This is a genomic window from Novipirellula methanifontis (genome assembly GCF_052161655.1).
Taxonomy (GTDB): Bacteria; Planctomycetota; Planctomycetia; order Pirellulales; family Pirellulaceae; genus Novipirellula.
The window spans coordinates 8,428,765-8,451,016 of the sequence record NZ_CP197418.1; the positions used below are offsets into that span (position 1 = coordinate 8,428,765).

General features: G+C 55.1%; 15 protein-coding genes and 1 other RNA gene. 6 read left to right on the top strand and 10 right to left on the bottom strand.

Annotated features, from left to right (window positions below):
- Window positions 1-4: 4 nt before the first annotated feature.
- The 5 genes from SH528x_RS29945 to SH528x_RS29965 form a co-directional block, all read right to left on the bottom strand.
- Window positions 5-532, bottom strand: a complete 528-nt coding sequence (locus tag SH528x_RS29945) for a hypothetical protein (RefSeq protein WP_442507092.1) — start codon at window positions 530-532, stop codon at window positions 5-7.
- Window positions 529-1,590, bottom strand: coding sequence for a hypothetical protein (locus SH528x_RS29950; RefSeq protein WP_442507093.1), 1,062 nt, complete (start codon window positions 1,588-1,590; stop codon window positions 529-531). Before SH528x_RS29950 ends, SH528x_RS29945 begins: the two co-directional genes overlap by 4 nt.
- Window positions 1,591-1,596: 6 nt before the next feature.
- Window positions 1,597-1,872 carry a DNA-directed RNA polymerase subunit alpha C-terminal domain-containing protein gene (locus SH528x_RS29955; RefSeq protein WP_442507094.1) on the bottom strand — a complete coding sequence of 92 codons (276 nt, stop codon included), beginning with the start codon at window positions 1,870-1,872 and terminating at the stop codon, window positions 1,597-1,599.
- Window positions 1,873-2,161: 289 nt separating this feature from the next.
- Entirely contained in the window at window positions 2,162-3,283 is a 1,122-nt protein-coding gene (locus tag SH528x_RS29960) for a polysaccharide biosynthesis/export family protein (protein ID WP_442507095.1), read from the bottom strand.
- 258 nt (window positions 3,284-3,541) lie between these two features.
- Window positions 3,542-6,556: a hypothetical protein gene (locus SH528x_RS29965; RefSeq protein WP_442507096.1), complete on the bottom strand. Its 3,015-nt coding sequence runs from the start codon at window positions 6,554-6,556 to the stop codon at window positions 3,542-3,544.
- Between the two features lie 660 nt (window positions 6,557-7,216).
- Here SH528x_RS29965 and SH528x_RS29970 point away from each other — a divergent pair.
- From SH528x_RS29970 to dnaX, 3 genes are all read left to right on the top strand, one after another.
- Window positions 7,217-9,112 (top strand): hypothetical protein, encoded by a 1,896-nt coding sequence (locus SH528x_RS29970; RefSeq protein ID WP_442507097.1) that lies wholly within the window; start codon window positions 7,217-7,219, stop codon window positions 9,110-9,112.
- A gap of 204 nt (window positions 9,113-9,316) precedes the next feature.
- Window positions 9,317-9,411, top strand: an RNA gene (gene ffs / locus SH528x_RS29975) — signal recognition particle sRNA small type.
- Between the two features lie 72 nt (window positions 9,412-9,483).
- On the top strand, window positions 9,484-11,430 hold the full coding sequence (gene dnaX / locus SH528x_RS29980; RefSeq protein WP_442507098.1) for a DNA polymerase III subunit gamma/tau: 1,947 nt from the start codon (window positions 9,484-9,486) through the stop codon (window positions 11,428-11,430).
- 15 nt (window positions 11,431-11,445) lie between these two features.
- Here the strand turns inward: dnaX and SH528x_RS29985 are convergent, their stop codons facing one another.
- From SH528x_RS29985 to surE, 5 genes are all read right to left on the bottom strand, one after another.
- Window positions 11,446-12,240 carry an inositol monophosphatase family protein gene (locus SH528x_RS29985; RefSeq protein ID WP_442507099.1) on the bottom strand — a complete coding sequence of 265 codons (795 nt, stop codon included), beginning with the start codon at window positions 12,238-12,240 and terminating at the stop codon, window positions 11,446-11,448.
- 5 nt (window positions 12,241-12,245) lie between these two features.
- Window positions 12,246-13,370 (bottom strand): serine/threonine-protein kinase, encoded by a 1,125-nt coding sequence (locus SH528x_RS29990; RefSeq protein ID WP_442507100.1) that lies wholly within the window; start codon window positions 13,368-13,370, stop codon window positions 12,246-12,248.
- A 252-nt stretch (window positions 13,371-13,622) separates the two neighbouring features.
- Window positions 13,623-15,131, bottom strand: coding sequence for a PQQ-binding-like beta-propeller repeat protein (locus SH528x_RS29995; protein ID WP_442507101.1), 1,509 nt, complete (start codon window positions 15,129-15,131; stop codon window positions 13,623-13,625).
- A gap of 134 nt (window positions 15,132-15,265) precedes the next feature.
- Window positions 15,266-17,311, bottom strand: coding sequence for a transketolase (tkt, locus tag SH528x_RS30000; RefSeq protein WP_442507102.1), 2,046 nt, complete (start codon window positions 17,309-17,311; stop codon window positions 15,266-15,268).
- A gap of 162 nt (window positions 17,312-17,473) precedes the next feature.
- Window positions 17,474-18,235 carry a 5'/3'-nucleotidase SurE gene (surE, locus tag SH528x_RS30005; protein ID WP_442507103.1) on the bottom strand — a complete coding sequence of 254 codons (762 nt, stop codon included), beginning with the start codon at window positions 18,233-18,235 and terminating at the stop codon, window positions 17,474-17,476.
- 237 nt (window positions 18,236-18,472) lie between these two features.
- Here surE and guaA point away from each other — a divergent pair, with 237 nt between their 5' ends.
- From guaA to SH528x_RS30020, 3 genes are all read left to right on the top strand, one after another.
- Window positions 18,473-20,059 (top strand): glutamine-hydrolyzing GMP synthase, encoded by a 1,587-nt coding sequence (gene guaA, locus SH528x_RS30010; protein WP_442507104.1) that lies wholly within the window; start codon window positions 18,473-18,475, stop codon window positions 20,057-20,059.
- Window positions 20,060-20,160: 101 nt separating this feature from the next.
- Entirely contained in the window at window positions 20,161-21,840 is a 1,680-nt protein-coding gene (gene ettA / locus SH528x_RS30015) for an energy-dependent translational throttle protein EttA (protein WP_442507105.1), read from the top strand.
- Window positions 21,841-21,979: 139 nt separating this feature from the next.
- Complete coding sequence (locus tag SH528x_RS30020) at window positions 21,980-22,252, top strand: hypothetical protein (protein WP_442507106.1); 273 nt, start codon at window positions 21,980-21,982, stop codon at window positions 22,250-22,252.

Here is a 22,252-nt window from a genome sequence, read left to right on the forward strand (position 1 = left end):
CGGCTTAGTATCGCTTGGCATTCGAGGCGGTTGCTAACCGGCTCGAGCGGCTGTGATGAACAAAGCCTTTCTTCAGATCCAATGGCTTTTTGGAATCGGCCGAGACCTTGGTTTCGTTCGCTTCGCCGTCGGTGGTCATCTGGGTTCCCAATGGAGCGTAGGCTCGCAATCGGTTCGACACCAAATGGAAGGGCTGTTCGGTCACCGTTTCACGGGCTCCGGCAACGAATAACCGCATTCGAATGCACCAACACACGCGAATCAAAGTGCCGTGATAGCTGAGCGGAGTGTAGGGCAATGTGCAGGACAGCGACTGAGATCCCGCGAGTCCGGCTTGCCGCAACTGTTGTTCATCGAGCCGATGGAAGTGATGAACGTGCAGATCCTCGTCGCCTTTGCCTTCGGTGTGCCAAAGCACGGAAATCTCGATGCCTTGCAGCTGGTCCAGCGGAACTCGGCTGACACGCCAATGGGCGGTCAATTGATCGCCAACCTCGTACATCGCATCATCACGACACAACGTAACACTCACCGCGGGTTGCGTTTCGGAGGCAATCCGGGTGGATGAACGATGACGGGAAAACTTCGGCAGAACGATGGCCAAGGACGTGACTCTCCAGAAACGACGATCTTCCAGCGGATTGCATTGTGAGAACCGACAAAAGAATGCATGACGTTCTCGGGAAGCTCGATGGCTAATTGTTGTTCCCAGGGGGCCTGTGGGTCAACCGCAACGTCCCGCTGATTTAGGATTACCTGGCTAAACGCTTCGTATTTTTCCACTCGAACGTCCGTTCCCTGGCGATAAAACGTCTCTTCCTCGCAACATAGGAAAATTTTCAAGCGGCGAAGTTTTAAGCGCCCCATTTGGCAAACATAGACACGATAGTCGTCACCAGGGATCAAGGGATGGTGACTAATTTCGACAATTGTGGCCCCAACTCCCGCAATTCGACGGACTTGGGCGATGAAAGAACGGAACGCCCAAAAGCCAATTCCGCCTAGCGGCAGCAGCAAAAATGTCAAGATATGACGAGGACGATCGTAATAAAGCCCCGAGACTACCACGGCTAACAGCACGAACCACACGGTGTTCCAAAGCAGTGCAAGCAACGATGGCCCTAATACACCGCCGTCGTCCGGGTTGGACATTGCCAATCGGTATGTCAGTCGCTCGCCCGGACTGTCGGTCAGCTGGCGGCCTTGCGGCACACTGGGCAGTTTGGAATCTTCATACGACGAAGGGCCGATGATTTCGCTCGCGGTGCTGCGACGGGCATTCGCCGAGCGTCGCTCGTGACTCGACCCTAGACTGCCTAGTCGAATCAACATCCCGCCGCCGCCAATCGCAATCGCGGCCAAGGAAAGAATTCCGAAGACCCAAAAACTAAGCGAACTCGAAAGTGTTTCGGACGAGCCTTCGAGTGCTTGCTCGGGCGCAAATCGGGCGATCAATACGACCGAAATCCCGAACACGCCCAGTAGAAACAGGGAAGCGTAAAATACCGCTTCGCCTGCGACCCCACTGAGCGCATGACCCAAACTACGTTTGCCCCGCTTTTTGCTCCATGGCTTTGGAAATCGGGGCATAGGTGTCTACGAAACCGCTGCGGTGACTTCGCGACCAGGACGATAGAAGCCGAGTTCTTCGAGTGCAGCGTAGACTTCTTCGAGCGTCTTTTCGCCAAAGTTGCTGATCCCCAACAATCGACGTGGGGTCGCGTTCAAAAGATCGCGGACCGTCAAGATCCCCGTCTCTTCCAAACAATTCGTGGTTCGAACGGATAGTCCCATCTCGGCAATGCTGAGATCCAATCGTTCGCGGCGAAGTCGCACTTCTTCTTCTGCTCGGCTCAATGGAATACGTGTCATTGTCTTCAAATCCCTTTTCAACAAAATGCCATCAAAATTCGTCCACACCGAAACGATGAGTCTGCCATTTGCGACACACAAAGGCAGACCCTCGATCTTGGGCCGAGATATTAGGCAATCCGGCGACGCAAAGCAAACGTCTTCGCGAAAATTTCGTGAGTAATTTCTTAGCGAAAATGCTAGCAATTAAGCTCACGAACGCGAAAACCTCCACTGCGATCCAGGAAGCACGGTTGCAAAAAGGAAGAAGCCGACGAGAGGCAGCGAGCCTGTGCGGTTTGCCGCCCGACTACGGATTGCTGTTTGGCACCATCATCGGCTCGGCAAAATCGAGTTGTCCATCCAGTGAGGGTGACGCCCCCGCCGAAGTCCGTGGCTTTGACGATCGCGGAACAAAAATACGACTCGATTCGAGTTCCTGAGAAGCCTCGTCCAGCCCCGTGCCGCCATCACTGGTTCCGGCGGCGGAAGGTAACATTTCAAGGTTGGAACGAAACGAAGGTGCCGATTCGACGTTCAAATAGGAGTCATCCGAAGGGACCGATTGCGTCTGCCATGATTCAGGCGAAAGCATGACTTCTTGGGGGAACGGCTGCCTTGCCATCGGAACACCGATCATCCCAGGGATCACCGGTGCAATCGTGCTGACGGTTTCGGGATGAGGACAAGCTGTTTGACATTTGCAGCAACGATCGCATGTTTGCGTCGCCTGCCAGAACATCAGCTCTTCACAAAACGTACGACTGGCGACATAGATCCGGTCGCCTGGCTGCAATTGATAGTTGGTCGCCGTGTCACCCATTTGTGTGATTTCGCGATAGCACACTGGCAACGTTACACGACAGGAATGCGATGTGGTTGGTCGAGCTAGCAAAAGTTTGCAAGGAGCCGCATCGCTGGTCAAACCGCCTGCCGCCAAAATCCCGTCCAGCACCGTTTCGAATCCGGTCAACGGGTAGCTGCCGGGCGAATTGACTTCGCCAAGCACATAGAAGCGATGCATCGCTTCGAGCAATCGAATATTGATTTTGGTTGCTTCTTCGCCTTCTTCCACCAGCGTCTGTTCGACAAGTGCCTCGGCGTCTTCGAGCGTCAATCCTGCCACCACGACCCGGCCATAGCCGCCCAGATCGATACTGCCATCAGCCATGACATGCTGGTCCGCCGGCAATCGTACGTCGCTGTCGAGTTTCACGGTTTCGATCAACAACACGTCACCGGGCTCGAGGTAATGCGCCGCAACCACGGTTCGATTCAGCTCACGCGGCAATTTCGCAGTGCTGGGCGAACGCTTTAGAACCTCTTCGGTTTGCTCGGTGAGGTAATGACCGGTGGGAAATAACGAAAGCCCAAGAGCGCTGCACCCCGCCAATGGCGTTATCAACAGAAGGAGTAGAAATGTGCGGAACATGGTGGGTAGGCCCCAAGGCAAGATAAAAATCGACTTAATTGATCCAGTCGGTTTTATCGTCCTAACAAGAGGGGCATCACCGATGCAATTGAGATGCTCGTGTATTTCTACGCAAACAGAAAGGTTTCGCAAAAATCGATTTCGAGTGTGGCTCGATATGCCCACTCGAATTGCGGCGGATTCGCAGCACTGGGTCGCCGCAGAGAGCGTCCAACTTAGAAAATCAACGTTTCCCGCACCGGACGCTGGCCAGCGTCCCTAGTTTTGGTTGTCAAAGGGGTTTTCCGAGCCGAATGCGGCACAGTTAATCCCCAAGACCTCGGACACGATGTAGCGAGCGACTTCGTCTCGCAGGGTCGCCAGTGGTCTTAACCGGAGTTTGGGATCGTACAGGGTGCCAGTCACGTCCACGTAAATCGTGCGGTTGCTGAGCAATTGGTTGATGCGAATGAACAGTGCCACAGGCGAAAGCGACGTAAACGAGGCGACTTGCAGATAAACTTCCATCAACTGGCTCGTTTGAAAGTTGCCAGTCGAAATGACTGCCTCGACATCCATTCGCAAATTGTCCAATTGAACGTAGCCATCGGCCCAAACCTTCAATTGAGGACTGCTTAGCACAAATTCATCGATGCGTGCTCGCCCCCGCGTGATGGTTCCATCGAGCCGACCATCTTCGATGCGAATCCCCGCCAACGGAACCGCTCCGAGAAATCGCTGAGCTTCGCTTAGCCCCGGAATCGCCGACGCTTGCGAGCCATCCAGTTCGGTTGAAAACGTTCCACGCAGATCCGCACTGCTCGCGATTGCTTCCCCGCCAAGCGTCAACTTCCCTTTAACTTGGCCATTTGCGTACGATAGGCTGCCCCCTCCCGCGTCAGCGATAAACTTCGCGAAATTGACCCGTTCAAACGACCATTGGCTGGTCATATCAAAACGATTGGGGCGGTAGGACGATTTCAGCTTTGCAACGCCACGTAATCGTCCGCGAGCGATATCACCATGAACCGACGAAAACGAAGCGTCCCATTGGCCACTGGTTAGCGAGTACGACGCGATCAGTCCGCTGTTCGCATCGCCGACGGGAATACCGGCTACCGACGCATCGCTTGCTTGGACCGCTCCTCGCGCCCGGATCGATCGGCCGCCGGTGACATGAAATTGGCCCGACAATTTGCCTTCGACAAAATTGGCAACCGTTTCCGACACCAGTCGAATCGAAGGAGATGCGTCGACCGAGGCGATGGTGACATCAATATGTCCGTCGTTCGCCGCAAGATCCCACTCACCTCGCGCGTTGATCCGACCACCCGCGTAGATGCCGGCCACTTTGTCGACATCCACTTTGCTTCCACGCGTACGAAGCTCAATATCCAAACGATGTGTGATGCGAACAGACGCAATCGACAAATGGTCTAGCCTAATCCGCACAACTGATTGAATCGGTGTATCATCGGAATTGGAACCGAGCGAACCGGTTAACTCAATTTCCGCAGACGCGAGCCCGCGAAGTTGTCGAAAACGCGGCGACACCAGCGTTCGATCGGGGACAATCGCAATGAACCGTTCAACTCGAACGCCGTCCAACGACAATTGGATCTCCGACGGGCGTTGCCACAAGTCACGCCATGTCATGTCGCGTGTCACGTCCGATTTTGTGACAACTTTGACACTACCCCCGAACAAATTTCCGTCGGCTTCGAGTTGCAAAGCGTCCGCCGATTTCGAGATCACAAGATCCATTTCGCCAACACTTGCGTCCCCCACTTTGATGGCGTCAAGCTGGACATTCACATTTCCGGTTTGATCGGCCAATCGGCTCCAATCCCCTGCGGGAATCGTCCAGTCAATCTTGCCCGATGAACTCGCGGAAATGACCACATCGGCTAGCGAAAACAATTGTGCGTTGACGCTCGGCGACAATCCTTGCCAATTCAAGTTCAACTTGCTGGTGTCACTTTTGTCGAGTGAAACCGACGCATTTCCTGAAATCTCGCCGCCAAACAAATGGGCGTCGATATTGGAAAGTAACCACCGTTGACCGGAGAGTTCGTAATTGGCTTGAACGTCTTGCACGATAAGATCGCTGCGAGCTTGCCCGCCGCGTGAAGCAATCGGTTCGAGTTTCAAGTGTTGCTGATCAAACAGAAACGTGTGCTCAATTAACCCGAGTTGAACGCCTGCGATGCTTAGATTTGGCGATGCAGCCCGACCATTCACCGACCACTTTTGTTGTGCCAACTCGCCCGTCGCTGTTGCATCCAAATCCACTTGTCCATCTGCGAATTGATTTTCATTTGCACCGGCGAGCTGTGCCAAAACTCCCAGCGGAAGATCATTTGCGCGAATCGCAAAGGCGAACCGCTGCTGTTTGTTCAACTCGATTCGCCCTTGCAGTGACGCCGACAATTCAGCGGCTTGTGCCGATCGAATCTGAAGATCATTGGCAACCAACACACCATCGGCAATCGAGATCGACGCGGTGGGAACATCTAGCGGCAGCACGTCTCCGCGTGCGAGTCCATCGATTCGCAATTGGGTCGTCGCATTCCAACTGCGGATGTCACGGATCGTCTTCAGCGGTGCACGGAACTGGATCTCGCCCGACACAACGCCATGAAGCGGTTGGCGATCATCGTGAGACTGTATGGCGAGGATCAATTGATGCAAGGGTTGGATCGCCACTGACTCGGTTTTCACCGACGCGTCGATGTCACCGACGGGCGACAACTGCAGCGTCGCCGAACCACTGACGTTGCCACCGCGGATGCGGTTCGCTTGACTCGCCGACTGAGGAAGATTGGCGTCGATCAAACGCCCATTGATTTGGTCAACCGTCATCACTCCATCAGCAAACAGCACATGCGTCTGGAAATCTTCGAGCACCAACTGCTCTAACTTCAAACGAGAAGAGCGGACCAGGCCTTCGAGTCGATATTTTTTTGTGTCGGTGAGCGCCGTCAAAGGGACCGAGACGTTTAAATTGACGGAAACGATCCCTTCCATCTCGATCGGGATCGCGATTCCCAATGTTCCCAAACGCTCATTGAGCTTTTGCACATCGATCGACTCAAAATTCCATTCGGTCGTCCAATAACGCGTTTTGTCTTGCGCCGGCCGATTGGCTTGCGGACGAGCCACCGCATCTTGCGCAGACACCCCGGCTACCCCAACCACCATCGTCCCAAGCAGGAACGCAAGCATCCCAGCAAACGAGATCCCGCGAGGAACCATCCAGCGAGGGACAGCGTGTGTGGCGTTTCGCTGCATCATGGGTAAAGACGACCTGCTGGGTAATGACATATTGCTAACAGAGGGAGCGACAAGCCTGCTTTCACCGTCATGTTTACGTCCTCCCTCTCATTAGATCGGAAAATACAGCCGAAAAAGCCAACGTTCCTTTGCCAAACGCTCCGATCACGGTCGAAATCATTGCAAAAACAGGACCAATTTGCTTTTGCTAGCAACTCCGTCGCTTATTCGATCTGCTCGACGCAATTTGCTTGAAAGGGAGAAAACGCCAACGAATCGCGGGAAAAGTGATGAAGAACCGATAAAAGCGGGCAAGCCATGGCGATGCTTGCGAGCGGCAGTTTCCGACAACGTAATCAGTATATTTCGAGCTTCGGGCTTGGGGGAAAAATGCCATCAAGCTATACATAGGGGTGAATCGGATAGCGCATGCGTACGACTGTGTCGGTAAGCTACATGTTGTCAGCCTCGTCGATGCCTCAATTCAAAAGCAAATTCCCTTCGGAATGCTATCCAAAATTCGACGATATCACTTTGTTTTGCTGGATTCGCGCGGATCACGTTTGATGCGACCTCCGAGCTATTGTTGCGATTCACTCGCAGGCTCCCAACGCTCCACCATGCTGCTGCGACCGACCAAAACACTACAAAAAACACAAAATTCTACCCAAACAGTTATCCATGAGATCTGATCACTGGAACTTTCTTGCCAATTTGCTCGGCACTTCTGGCTCAAGCGATTCCCCGAAAAAGAAAGCTCCTAAGCCAAAACCTGTTGTTTCGTCCTCCGAACCCGATAAATCCAAAGCTGAGTCTACTCCGTCCTCTTCATCGCTGGCACACGATTCGAAAGAATCGAGCGAAGGCGGTTTCGGCTCGAGCGAACGTCCTCAACGACGCCACGCTCCGACTCCGGTTACGAGCGAGAGTTCGGGAGATAGTCCTAAAAATGTCGAAGACGTGCTTGATGCACTGCGTTCGGCGACCCCCCCACAAAAAATCCCTGGTTTTGGTCCTCCCAAAAAGACCGAAGCCGCTGCAAAGCCAGCCGTAGAAGCCAGCCGCCCGGCCGAAACAGCGAAGCGTCAAGCGTTCCAAGATCGTCCTCGCGACCCGGTTGGTACCGCGAGTTTGGCCGAGAAATCCAAGCCAACCGATCCAGAAGATGCCAGCCTCGATCGAGCTTGGGGCAGTCTTGCCAACCAACTCGGCGTTTCGGTCGACAAAGATTTTTCGCTCGACAGAGAGTCGAAGACGAAGACCGAAGGCCGCCAAGAACGCAAACCATCGGTTTCACGCGATCGTGATTCGGCGTCGGCAGATCGTGATTCCGCATCGGCCGCACAGCCAAAACGTAGTGGTTTCGGCACCGGACTCGTCGACAATTCCGATCAGGATGTTGACGATAGCGACAGCGGCTTCGGGGCACCTCGCCGAGCGAAACCTGCACCGCAAAGTCGCGAACGATCCGCTGAGCCCAAATCGAGTACTCCACGAACTCGCGAAACAGAATCTGGCGAAGAGTCCAGCGGTAAATTCATCTCGAAAAAATCATCGTTCGAGGACAAAGACTCCGAGCGAGGCGAACGTGGTCCACGCCGTCGCGGCCGTCGCCGTGGAGTGCGTCAACGGATGACCGAAGACGATCTCGATCGCAACGAAGGTTCCGCCAAAAGCCAAGAAGACGCTCCCAAAGCGGCTCGCGAAGACCAGCCTCGCCGTGGCGGCGACAGCGATCGTGCGCCAGCGGGGCGCTCCTCCGAAAGCAGCGACGATTCGGGACGTGGACGTGATCGCGGCGGTCGAGGCCGATCGTCACGCGATTCTTCTTCTCGCGATTCTTCGTCACGCGATTCACAACGAAGCGGCGAAGCGGAGGGCAGTCGACGTCAGCGATCGGCTGCAAAAAGCACGGACGAGCCAAGCAATCGATCCGAGCGTTCACGTCCGGCACGCGGCCGTGACGCCGAGCACGATTTCGATGACGATTTCGGACCAAGCCTATTCGTTGACGACATCGACGACGATGAACTGCTCGTAGATGATGCAGATGTCACCGCAAAGACCAGTGATTCCGAATCGGACCGCGACGAAGACTCACCCCGACCTCGCTCGCGCCGACGAGGCCGACGCGGAGGCCGACGCGGACGCAGCCGTGACGAATCCACTCGCAGCGAAGACGAAGTCAAGAGCGTCGATACCGATGATAGTGTCGATGATATTGCCGATGGCTTTGGCGAATTGCCCTCGTTCGCTGACGACATCGAAGATGATGATGACGGCGATTCGGTTCGACGTGAAAAATCACGTTCGCAATCGGGCCGGGGCTCACGTGGAAACCGCGAACCGAAGGGACGAGATTCCTCTGCGAAAGAAGATTCCGCCGACGGTGGTTCACGCTCGCGTGGTCGTGGACGACGCAACGAGTCTTCCGCCGACGACGCAGAACGTCCGACCGCTCCGACTTGGCTTGAAACGGTCAGCATCCTGGTTGATGCAAACGTGGAAAACCACAAAAAGACGCCCGCCCGTGGTGGCGGAGGCGGTGGACGAGGACGCGGCGGCAAACGTCGCTAAGTTCAGCCTGCCGGACGTCGGATCGTGTTTCGCATTCACCGCAGCACTCGTGCAATTGCGGTGAATGTGTCGCAGATTCGTTGCCCTTGCGACCGTCTTGATCGGCTCACGTTGCCGAGCAACTTCTTTTCCTTGGGGACGGTTCCCAAGGAACTATTTTTCTGTCAGAATCACGCGTCCTCAGTGAATGAAATCGTGCCCGAAAGTGGCGACCCTTGCGATTGTGAATCGTGAACCTGGTCAGGCCTTAACTGGAGCAGCCATAAGCGGTGTAGCTCTGTGTGAGGGTCGCCTCTTTCGGGCACGACATTCCAGCTCGACGTTTTCAGCTCCAGACGTTTCCAGCTCAACACGTTCAACTCTGAAAACACTTGGCACCGCGAACCGATGTGTTGCGAAGCCAACCTGAGAACGGGCCGCTTCGCAGCAAGGCTCTAAATCAACGACGTTACGCTCACGACGCGTTGAAAATCATTACGCGTACGTTTTTGCCCCGCATCATGCCTGAGTCTTCCGGTCAGCAGAACGCCCCCAAACAAGACTCGTACGTCGTAGTCGCGCGGCGCTATCGGCCTCGCGCGTTCAACGAATTAGTCGGACAAGACCACGTCGGTCGCGCGCTAAAGAATGCCATCGACACCAATCGCGTCGGTCACGCCTATCTATTTACGGGTGCTCGCGGAGTCGGCAAAACATCCACCGCCCGTATTTTTGCCAAGGCACTGAATGACCCCTCAGGGCCAACCGCCAGCCCAGACAACACCACTGACGTCGCCCAAGCCATCGATTCGGGCGAAGACGTCGATGTGATCGAAATTGACGGTGCCAGCAATCGAGGTATCGACGAGATCCGCTCGCTGCGAGCCAATGTAGGCGTTCGCCCGAGCCGATCTCGCTACAAAATTTACATCATCGACGAAGTCCACATGTTGACCGGTGCGGCCTTCAATGCGTTGCTAAAAACGCTCGAAGAACCGCCCGAGCATGTCAAGTTTATTTTCTGTACAACGGACCCTGAAAAGCTCCCCATCACGGTTTTGAGCCGTTGCCAACGCTTTGATTTCGCACCCGTCGAAGTGCCGAAGATCGTCAATCGGCTTCGCGAAATCGTGAACGCCGAAAATGCGAAAGCGGACGACAAAGCACTCGAGTTGATCGCGCGACGTGCGGCCGGTTCGATGCGAGACAGCCAATCGCTGCTTGAACAAGTCCTTAGCTTTAGCGATGGCAATCTAACCGCCGAACAAGTCCACGCGATGCTCGGCACGGCGGATGACGAACGCTTACACGCGTTAGCCAAGGCGATGGCTGAACGTGACGCAGCCGAAGTCATCCGGCAACTCGACGCCGGCATTGATGCGGGCGTGGACGCAGGACGCTTAGCAGAACAACTACTTGCCTATTTCCGTGACCTGATGGCCGTGGCGGTGGGTTGCGATGCAACGTTGATGCGACACACCTCGACGGCACTCTACGACGAACTCAAAGAGCTCGGCGAACGATGGGGACTGCAAACGGTATTGGCCGTGGTTGGCCTAGTCGACCAAACGCTCGTCCGAATCCGCCACAGCGTTTACTCTCGCGTGCTGCTTGAAGCCACCGCGATCCAGATTTGCAATCTTCCTGATTTGCAACAGATCGCCGACTTGGCTGCTGCAGCCGATTCGATTGCCGCATCACCCACTCATCGCGGCGCGGCCGGCGAAAAAAAAAACAGAGTAGCTAACCAGACTGCTCCTGCACCACCGGCGGCCGAACCTGCCGCGGCCGCTAACTCGAGTCCCGCAGCGGCTCCAACTTCGCCTCAAATGACTGCGGCCGAGCCAGACCAGGCGACTCAGCCTGCAACCGCTAATCCGCCCGCCACCACGAGTGCACCGGCGACTGAGGGCAGCGAACCGTCGGCACCAGCGACTGCGGTGGTTTGGAACCAGACCAATGCCGAGCGGATTTGGAAAGAAGCGATCTCGATGGTCGAACCGATGACCGAGACACTCGCGCGAGCCGTGCAACGCGTCGTCGCCGAAGAAGGCAAGCTGCGGCTCGTCTTTCCGGGCGAATCTAAACTAGCATTCAGCCGCTGCGAAAGCCCGCAGCACAAGACGCCACTGAACACAGCGGTAGCGAAATTGGCGGGATGCGACATCGCGCTAGAACTTCAGCTTGCTGCCCCCAAACCAGTGGCAGCCAAGGCGGTTGTGGTCGACCCCGGTCGCTCGCGAATGCAGCGAATGAAAGAAATCGAAGCCAACGTGATGGTGAAATCGATTGTCGAAGTCTTCGAAGCCGAGATCGTGAAAATCGAAAAACCGCGTTAAGCAAACAAAACTTGCTTACGCCAACAACTCGACAAGCGAACGCTGCAATTCCGCCGATGCGGAAACACAAAACCGCGGCTTCCAATCGTCAAATTTCGATCCGTCATAACCACTGACCTGAGCTCCCGCTTCACGGGCAATCACGATACCGGCGGCGGCATCCCAAGAATGCACGCAGGTGGCCCAATAGCCGTCGAGCCGTCCATCGGCGACGTAACACAGATTCAGTGCACATGAACCTAGCCGACGAAGGGCTCGTGATTTTTCGAGCACGCGAACGAACCGGGCCACGTCGGGCGAATCACCAGTCACACCAGCGGGAAAACTGCACGCCATCATGCTGTCATGAAGATCGCTTTGGCCACTGACATGCATCGGGCGACCGTTGAAAAACGCGCCGCCGCCATCAATCGCGGTAAACATCTCGTCACAAACAGGGTCATAAATGACGCCTAGCCGCATCTTTCCGGCGGCATACAAACCAATCGATACCGCAAAACTCTGCAACCGATGCACATAGTTCACGGTTCCGTCCAGCGGATCGACAACCCAGCACGGAGGAGCGTCGAGCTTGCCAAGCCGAACTGCCTCGGGAGGCTCATTTTCGCCTTCCTCTTCACCCACAAACGCATACCCGGCAAAACCATCCATCAAAATCTTGCGGATGGCTTTTTGCGAGGCAAGGTCAGCATCAGTGACCAAATCCTTGGGTGCTTTTTCACGAACAACTCGGTCGTCACGGCGGGCCATCAACTCTACGGCGCCAGCCTTTGCCGCAGCCACGGCAATCTCTAAGTGCTGCTGATCCATCCTGCTTATTGCTCAAATTCTTCGAGTTGCCTTAGCTCTTCGAGCCAGACGCGAATGTCATTGTCATACTCGGTCGCCATGTCACTTCGGATCAATTGGCGATGAAATGCCGCAGCACCTTGCTCGACATGCTCGGCGGCTTCGGCGCTGGGAAAACGACGGTTCGGATCAGGAGCAATCAGCCCTAACAAAAAGCTCATTAGCAATTCGTTTCGCAGCACATCCTCAGGCAATATTTTGTGCAACCGCGATGGCAACTCACGCTTCGCTTGCAACAATTGCCGCAAACTTTCGAAGCCATCAAATGGGTTCACCCCACTTAACAATTCAATCAGCACATAACCCACGCTCGCCAAATCGCTACGCGGTGTCGCCTCGTTGTTCTCGAGCACTTCGGGAGCCGCGTACACCGGTGTGCACTCGCGATCACGTGGTGGGTTGGTGAAATCAAACGCCGACCCCATGTCGATCAACTTGGTGTGCCCCGAACGCTTCAGCATGATGTTCGCGGGCTTCACATCGCCATGCACAATATTTTCTCGGTGCAGGGCGGCAAGTGCCGCTAAACACTCTCGCACGATCGCTACAGCGACCCCTGCCTTGAATCGCGACTGGCCCACGCCATCGGTCAAAATCACCTCGTTGATGTAATCCCAACGCCGCTGGCTAACGCGATTGTGCAGTAGTTCCAAACAATTGGGCGAAACCAATTGACGCAAATCGTAGCCATCGACCCATTCCATCATCATGATGCGGATACGGTCTCGCTCGAAAAAGTTCTGGACATCGAGCAAATTATCGTGCTGGATCAAAGCAACGCGTGCCGCGACCGAAGCCACACGCTGCATGGATTCTTCGTAAGCGCGAGCGTCAGCATAACGCTCGGGCGAGAAAACCTTCATCGCCACCGGAACGGTAAAACCGTCGGTACCGCGATATTCGGTCAAATACACCTCGCCCTGACCACCCTGGCCCAACAGCCGAAGCAGATGATGATGCCCCGTCCAACTGACCTTCGTGGCACGAGTGAGATCATCGTAACGACGAACCAACTCCTTGTCGGTATTTCCATGAGCCGACCCGTGAAGGGTCACTGTGGGATTCGGCTCGAATCGTGTCGTTGCTTGCATAAGATGTTGACCGTCCTTGTTTTACCAAGACTAGTGTCCCGTGAGTAAAGAACGGGCACTCGCTCGATTTGTACAGTTAAAAACTCTCGCTCATCAACAAGTCAGGAAAACCAATCTCCTAGAGATCCAAGAGAAACAAACGTCCAGTGCCGCTCTTTTCGAATTGATTCGCAAAACATATCGCGAATCCAAACAATCCGATATTCCCTTGGTTACCCCTATTGAAACACCCAACAGATACCCCTGTATAGGTTAATTTTCCGAACTCAGACGATAGCTGACAAGAGAATTGCGACGGCGTATGAGAATAACTCCGTCGCTGATTGCGGGCGTTGAACACGCCAATGGGCCAAAGGAAAGTTCTTTTTGCCAGACCTTTTCCACCTCGCCTCCCCCAGCTGACACCGCTAATTCGTCCAGCTTCAGCTTGTTTCGCAAATCGTCACTCTTAATTAAGCGTCCTTCGGAATCGATCTCCGCATCAAAAATCACTTGAAACCGATCGCTTGCGGCATCCACGCAGAGCAAGCCATCCCAGCCAAAATAGAGTAGATCGCCGGCAACCAGCAACGATGAGTAGCGAGGATTCGAAATGGATAACGTGGTCTGCCAAAGGGTATCTCCATCAGCCAAGCTGACCTTGGCTAGCCGTTTCTCGCCCTGAACAAACACTGAACCTTCGTACACAGCAGGCGTGGATCCAGAATCCGCCGCCCCGCGGAACCGCCACGCCAATTCAGGGGTCGCCTCGGGAGCTTTCGCGTCCAAGCGAAACGCACTCAAGCCGTTCTTTCGTGACGAACCGTAGGTCAATAACAAGTCGTCGGTGACGATCGGCGTTGCTTGCCCAGCTCCCGACTGCAGTTCCCACAATAGTTTGCCATCCGCGATCCGGTAACCTTCGGTTCGTCCGCCCTGAGTGTTCGCAATCACGAGATCCGATCGATTTGGCCGCTCGCCGACCTGCCAAACCACCGGACTACTGTGTGAAGCATAATCCAGCGACGTCTCGCCCTGCCACAATAACTGACCGCCATCCGTGTCCAAAGCGACCAGTGCTCCGCAGGCAACAAAAGCCACATCAGCATGGACCAGGAAGGAACTCGCAAAAAACTCGTCACGAAATTCGCCGGGTAATCGCGTCGTCCAGCGCACATCGCCGGTTTCGGCATCGTAGCAATACGCCGTTCGCTCGGGCCCCAACACAAACAACATTCCGTCCGCGACACAGGGCGTTCCGGATTGGACAAAGCGTGTGTAAACGACGGGCTCTCGCTTGTCCCAAATCGTTTTGCCCGAATTTAAATCAAGACAAACCACTCGCTGCTCAAACGCAAACGCTTTGGCTCGGGCTTCGTTTTCGTCACGCCGTTTGACCTCGTACTCTTCGTACTCGTCATCGGTCATCCCCGAGCGTTTGTCGGGTGCTAACCAAGGGAATTTCGCCGGCCCTGGGTCGGCCCCCTTCTTTTTGCTTTTGGTGTGAGCATAGAGATAGACTTTGCCATCCGCGATGATCGGCGAACTCCAACCGCCTGAATTGCCACCTTCAAAGTCAGCAAATTCCCAGACTGGCTTGAGCCCCTCGGGCGGCAAATCACGAATCAAGTTTTCGGATTCGGCATAGCCATCACGATTTGCGCCGCGCCACTGCGGCCAATCAGCCTGAAGCGGCGATTGTAGAATCCCGCCAATGCAAACCAGTCCTGCGACTAGCTTGCACGCAAAAATGAAACGGTATCGGATGGGCAATCGGTTCATCGAACAGACCCTACTTGCAAGCGTGATGGACATCTCAGGCGGCCCGCAAAGAACCGCCATCAAGACATGTTAGACGCGTGTCCAACCAATAACCGCATAGCCCTTAAAGCAGCCTGCTTCTAACAGCCCGCAGCTTACGCCTTTGCAGCCGCAACCATCGCAGCGGCGTTGATACCGAAGTGCTCGTAAACCGCATCAAACGGTCCGCTGGCTCCAAAGCCACTCATTCCAACGAACTTGCCGTTGCTTCCGATCCAGCGATCCCAACACATGCGGATTCCCGCTTCGATTGCGACGCGGTTGGTTACCGCAGGCGGCAAAACGCTGTCGATGTACGACTGGTCTTGAGCAGCAAAGATGTCCATGCATGGCATGCTGACGACACGAACCTTCTTGCCGGCTGCGGTCAGTTCCTTGGCTGCATTGACAGCCATGTACAACTCGCTGCCGCTGCCCATCAAAATCACATCTGGCGTGCCATCACAATCGCTTAGGACGTAGCCACCGCGACTGCACTCACTGGCCGACGCATACTTGGTGCGATCCAAGGTAGGCATGTTCTGGCGTGAAAGCACGAACATCGCCGGGTGATCACTGATTTGCATTGCGGTGCGATAACATTCCGCCACTTCGTTCGAATCACCAGGGCGGAATACGTTCATCCCTGGAATGGCGCGGCAAGCCGTCAAATGCTCGACCGGTTGATGCGTTGGGCCGTCTTCGCCCACACCGATGGAATCGTGTGTCAGGATGTAGATCACTGGTTGATGCATGATGCTGCTCAACCGCAGCCCCCCTCGCATGTAATCGGTGAATACGAAGAAGGTCGCACCGTAGCTTCGCAGCCCCGAAAGCGACAATCCGTTGACAATTCCCGACATCGCGTGTTCACGGATACCAAAGTGCAAGTTGCGGCCTTTGTATTGACCAGGCAGAAAATCGCCCGCACCTTCGAAGGTCAAGTCGCTCTTGTTACTTGGTGCCAAGTCGGCCGAACCGCCGATCATGAAAGGAATATTCTTGGCGATCGCATTGAGCACCTTGCCGCTGCTGTTGCGGGTGGCGTCCCCTTTTTCGCTCGCTTCGAAAACAGGGATGTCTTTGTCCCAGCCCTTTGGCAATTCGCCCGCGAACATCGCTTCGAGCTCAGCAGCCTTTTCAGGATTTGCCGCTTGGTATTTGGTCCACACGGCGTCCCAAGCCTTGGCAGCTTCGCTACCGCGAGCCCCAACGTTGTTAGCGAAATCTTCGCGAACACCATCCGGAACATAGAATTTCTCGTCACTTGGTAATCCGTAGGCCTTTTTCGCCAAGGCAACTTCGTCCCATCCAAGTGGTGCTCCGTGAGCACCGTGGGTGTTTTGCTTGTTGGGGGCTCCCCAACCGATCACACTGCGGACGATGATCAGAGTCGGCTTGTCTTTGCAAGCGTGGAATTTATCCAGTGCGGCGGCCAATGCCTTGGTGTCGTTTGCATCGTCGACGCGAAGCACATTCCAGCCCAATCCTTCGAAGCGTGTCGCCACATCTTCGCTAAACGAAAGATCCGTATCGCCTTCGATCGTGATGTGATTGTCGTCATACAACCAGCATAGGTTGTCGAGCTTGAGGTGCCCCGCGACCGAAGCCGCTTCGCAGGCGACCCCTTCCATCAAGTCACCGTCGCTGCAAAGTGCGTAGGTGTTGTAGTCGAACAACACGGCGTCCTTGGTGTTGTAGTTTGCCGCCAACCATTTTTCGGCCATCGCCATGCCAACCGAGTTGCTGACGCCGGCTCCGAGAGGCCCGGTGGTCGTTTCGATACCTGCCGCTTCAGCGAATTCAGGGTGCCCGGCACAAACGCTGCCGATTTGACGAAAGTTCTTGATGTCTTCGAGCTTGATCGAAAGTTCGTCGAGGACCTTGCCCGATTGGTCGACTGCTTTCACGCCCGCCAAATGCAGCGTGCTGTACAGCAGCATCGAAGCGTGACCACACGAAAGAACGAAACGATCCCGGTTTGGCCAATGAGGACGCGATGGGTCGTAATTCATCGTCTTGTTAAAGACTTGGTAGGCCACCGGCGCCAACGCCATCGGGGTGCCTGGGTGCCCGCTGTTTGCTGTCTGCACAGCATCCATACTGAGGGCTCGGATGGTATCGATGGCTAGGGTTTGAATGTTCGTGGTGGCAACGCTCATCGGTACAGTCGCTCTCTGGAGAGGGGTGGAAAAGGTAAACCCATGATTCGGTCACGGGAATGGCGATTTAATTTACAGTGCGGTGGCGGGCAGTGGCTACCGCAGCAGAACGGTTCCGTTCCGCAAATATTAGCCGCCAACGGCAAACGCCAAAAGGGTCCGTTAGAGCTCGAGCCCCCATTCCTCCATTGATTCGAGCAGAGGCTGCACGGTCAGATCGAACTGAAGGGGGGTCAATGTCACTTTACCATTACGTAATGCGGTGACATCAAAGTGCTCCGCTGGGGGCTGCTCGGGCTCGGACCAAAGTGCCCAGTAGTAGTCCCTTCCCCCCGGATCTTGGCGTTTTTCGTAAGTTCGTCCGTATTGAGCCAATCCCATCGGCACGATTGAAAGATGGGGGGGCGAAAGCGTTGCGGCGGTGGGGATATTTAAATTGAACAATCGCCCTTTGGCTTCGGGACGTTTCACCAGCCCGCCGACGACGTCACGCGCGATCACGGCGGCGGCCTGAAAATCGGCGTCCGGATCGTACTCGAGCGAAACCGCGACGCTGGTCACGCCGAAAAAAGCCCCCTCGATCGCTGCCGCCACCGTTCCGCTGTACAGAACGTTGACGCCGGCATTTAGCCCGCTATTGATCCCGCTGACCACCAAATCGACGGGATTGTCCTTGAACAGCTCGGCAATCGCCAATTTCACACAATCCGCTGGCGATCCATCCACGGCCCACGCCCAATGCCGGCCATCACGGCGGATCGACTTGCAGGTTAACGGAGACAAAAAAGTGATCGAATGCCCCACGCCGCTCTGTTCGGTTGCCGGTGCGACGACGACGACTTCGCCTAAATGACGAAGTTGTTGCTCCAACGCAGCGAGGCCTGGAGCAAAAACACCGTCATCGTTGGTTAATAAAATTCTCATTGCGATCGTGTTAAAGAGAGATTGACGAACGATACCGCAATCAAACGAGACTTCACCGCCGGAAAAACGGATCACAAACGGTGCTCGATCGCAGAACGATCCAAGCAGGCCCCTTGGGTATCAATGTGGCATTTTCTACACTTCGTGATTCTTTCCTGCGACACCACTCATTCCGCTGGCTCGAAAAGACTCTTAATAAAGACGACTTCCCTGAGCGGAAACAACCCAAACGTTGCAATGGCCGATACGACTTTATCCGCATCTGAATACACGACCGATAGCCTCACCGCGCAGCGAATCGTGGTGCTCGACTTTGGATCGCAGTACGCCCAATTGATTGCCCGCCGCGTGCGGGAACAAAATGTTTACTGCCAAATCCTGCGGCATGACATCGCGGCGGACCGGATCGCCGAACTGAACCCCAAAGGCATCATACTGTCGGGCGGCCCGTCGAGCGTTTACGTTGACGGAGCACCGAAGTGTGACCCCAAACTGTTCGAACTCGGCATCCCCGTGCTCGGCATCTGCTACGGCATGCAATTGGCCTGTGCCGCACTGGGCGGCAAAGTCGATAATACGCCAAGTCGCGAATACGGACGCGCGAAATGTACTATCAAGAACAACGAATCGCTGTTTCGTGACCTCGAAGGCGAAATCGAAGTCTGGATGAGTCATGGCGACCAGGTTTCCTCGATCTCGGAAGTCTTTGAACCACTCGCCCAAACCAGCACCTGCCCCTATGCGGCGATCGCCCACCGCTCGCTGCCGATCTACGGGATGCAATTTCATCCCGAGGTCACGCATACGCCGCAAGGTGGCCAGATCCTCAAAAACTTTGTCATCGACGTGTGTGGCTGCGAAGGCACTTGGCAGCTTGGCGATTTCGCGCAAGCCGCCATCGATCATGTGCGTGAACTCGTCGGCGATCGACGCGTCATCTGCGGTCTCAGCGGGGGGGTCGATTCGTCCGTCGTGGCCGCACTGCTTTACAAAGCGATTGGACCGCAATTGTCCTGCATCCTGGTCGACAACGGCTTGCTTCGCAAAGACGAACAAGCGTTGGTGATTCGTGAATTCGGCGACCACTTTAAAACCGACCTGCACGTGGTCCATGCCGAAGAACGATTCATGTCGACCCTCGAAGGGATCAGCGAACCGCAGGAAAAACGTCGACGAATTGGCTACGCGTTTATAGACTGTTTCAAGGAAGAAGCGACCAAAATCAAAGACGCTCACTTCCTGGCCCAAGGCACGTTGTATCCCGATGTGATCGAAAGTGGTGCGGATCCCGATGGACCTGCGGCAACGATCAAATTGCACCACAACGTGGGCGGACTTCCCGAGGAACTTGGATTTGAATTGATCGAACCGCTGCGTGATCTGTTCAAAGACGAAGTACGCCGTTTGGGACTCGAATTGGGACTGCCGGAATCGCTGGTATGGCGACATCCGTTCCCCGGACCTGGCTTGGCGGTGCGTTGCCTTGGCGAAGTCACTCGCGAAAAATTGAAAGTGCTTCGCGAAGCGGATTCGATCGTCGTCGAGGAAATCGTCAGCGCCGGTTTGTATCGCGAAACGAGCCAATCGTTTGCCGTGTTGCTGCCGGTGCAAAGCGTTGGCGTGATGGGCGATGCACGGACCTACGATAACGCGATCGCGATCCGCAGCGTCAAGACCGATGACTTTATGACCGCCGACTGGAGTCGTTTACCTTACGACCTACTGGCACGCATGAGCACGCGGATCATCAACGAAGTCGCGGGGATTAACCGCGTGTGTTACGACATCAGCAGTAAACCGCCAGCAACGATCGAATGGGAATAAGGAAATCCAGCGGAATCCCTGAAACACGCAACTCACCGAAGCTGCTCCGTTCCTTCCTGTAGCATTTTTCAACCTTCAACTTCAAACTTCAGACTTCTGCCATGGCTGGACAATTCATTTACCAAGTCACGAACCTCACCAAAAAACACGGCCAGAAGGTGGTGTTAAACGAGGTGAACTTGGCGTTTTACCCCGGTGCAAAAATTGGTGTGCTCGGGCCCAACGGTGCCGGTAAGTCGTCGCTGATGCGAATCATGGCGGGACAAGACACCGAATTCGAAGGCACCGCTCGCTTGGGCAATGGCTTTAGCGTCGGCTACCTCGAACAAGAACCGCCGCTGGATGCAACCAAGACGGTATTCGAGAACGTGCAAACCGCCGTGGCCGATCGCCGCGCCGTGATCGATCGCTACAACGAAATCAGCGTGCTGTTGGGCGACGTCACCGACGACAAAGAAATGATGAAGCTTTGCGACGAGATGGCAAAGCTGCAAGACATCATCGACACGCAAAACCTTTGGGAACTTGATCGGCAAGTTGAAACCGCGATGGCGGTCATGAACTTGCCACCCGGAGATGCGAACATCGACAAATTGTCCGGGGGCGAACGTCGCCGTATTGCAATGTGCCAACTGCTGATCCGCCAACCCGACCTTCTGCTGCTGGACGAACCGACCAACCACCTTGACGCCGAATCGGTCGCTTGGCTCGAGCAACACCTCGCACGCTACAGCGGCACCGTGGTCGCGGTAACGCACGATCGTTACTTCCTCGACAACGTGGCTCAGTGGATCTTGGAAATCGACCGCGGCCAAGGCATCCCGTTCGAGGGCAACTACACTGCCTGGCTCGATGCTCGCGCCAAACGCATGGCGGTCGAGCAACGCACACAGAAGGCTCGCGACAAGACCTTGGCTCGCGAATTGGAATGGATTCGCATGAGCCCCAAAGCGCGGCAAGCGAAAAGCAAAGCGCGTATTAAGTCGTACGAGGAATTGTCGGCTCAATCGTTCGAGGACAAACCCGACGAACTTGAAATCCAAATCCCATCGGGACGTCACCTCGGTGACCTCGTGATCGAAGGGAAAAACGTTCACAAAGCGTTCGGCGACAAAGTTCTAATCGACGACCTCAGCTTCCGTTTGCCACCGGGCGGTATCGTGGGCGTGATCGGCCCCAACGGAGCCGGCAAAACCACACTGTTCCGTATGCTGACCGGACAAGACACACCCGACTCGGGCACGATCCGCGTAGGCGACACCGTCGACTTAGGTTATGTCGATCAGAGTCGTGACGCGCTTGATCCGAACAAGACCGTTTTCCAAGAAATCAGCGGCGGCCACGATCACCTAGAGATGGGCGGACGCAGCATTGCGTCTCGCTCGTACGTATCGCGATTTAACTTCAAAGGCCCCGACCAGGAAAAGAAAGTCGGCAACCTTTCCGGTGGAGAACGCAATCGAGTCCACTTGGCAACCTTGCTACGAAAAGGTTGTAATGTGTTGCTGTTGGACGAACCGACCAACGATCTTGATGTCGATACGTTGCGTGCCCTCGAAGAGGCGATTGAGAACTTCGCCGGTTGCGTGGTTGTCACCAGCCACGATCGCTGGTTCCTTGATCGACTTGCGACTCACATCCTGGCGTTCGAAGGTGACGGAAAACTGACGTGGTGCGAAGGCAACTTCGACATCTACGAACGAAACCTACGCGAGCGAATGGGAGACGACCCAGACGACGTTTCCAAACGAACTCGTTACAAAAGCATTCACGCGAGCTAATTTCATCGCAAATGCTTTGCCCACACACGGTTAAGACGTGTGAGGGCATCCGAAATTTAAATTCACGAAGCAGCGTCCTTTGTCGATGCCGCTTCATCCACTGCACAACAAACGCAACTTACAACGAAAGACAGTATCGATGACCATTCTTCGAGTCGGCACAAACGAAAAGTATTCAGACGGTTGGAGCTCCATTTTTGGTGCCGGCCCGAAAAAGCAAAGCACCACAAAGAAGAAGTCCAGCAAGAAGGCTTCGAAGAAAAAAACGGCGACCAAGGTAAAGGCGGCTGCGCCGGCCCCCAAGGCTGCAGCAACAAAGAAGAAAACCACCAAGAAAAAAACGGCCGTCAAAGCCGTCGCCAAGAAAACCACCGCTAAAAAATCGGTGACGAAGAAGAAAAAGAAAGGCTGA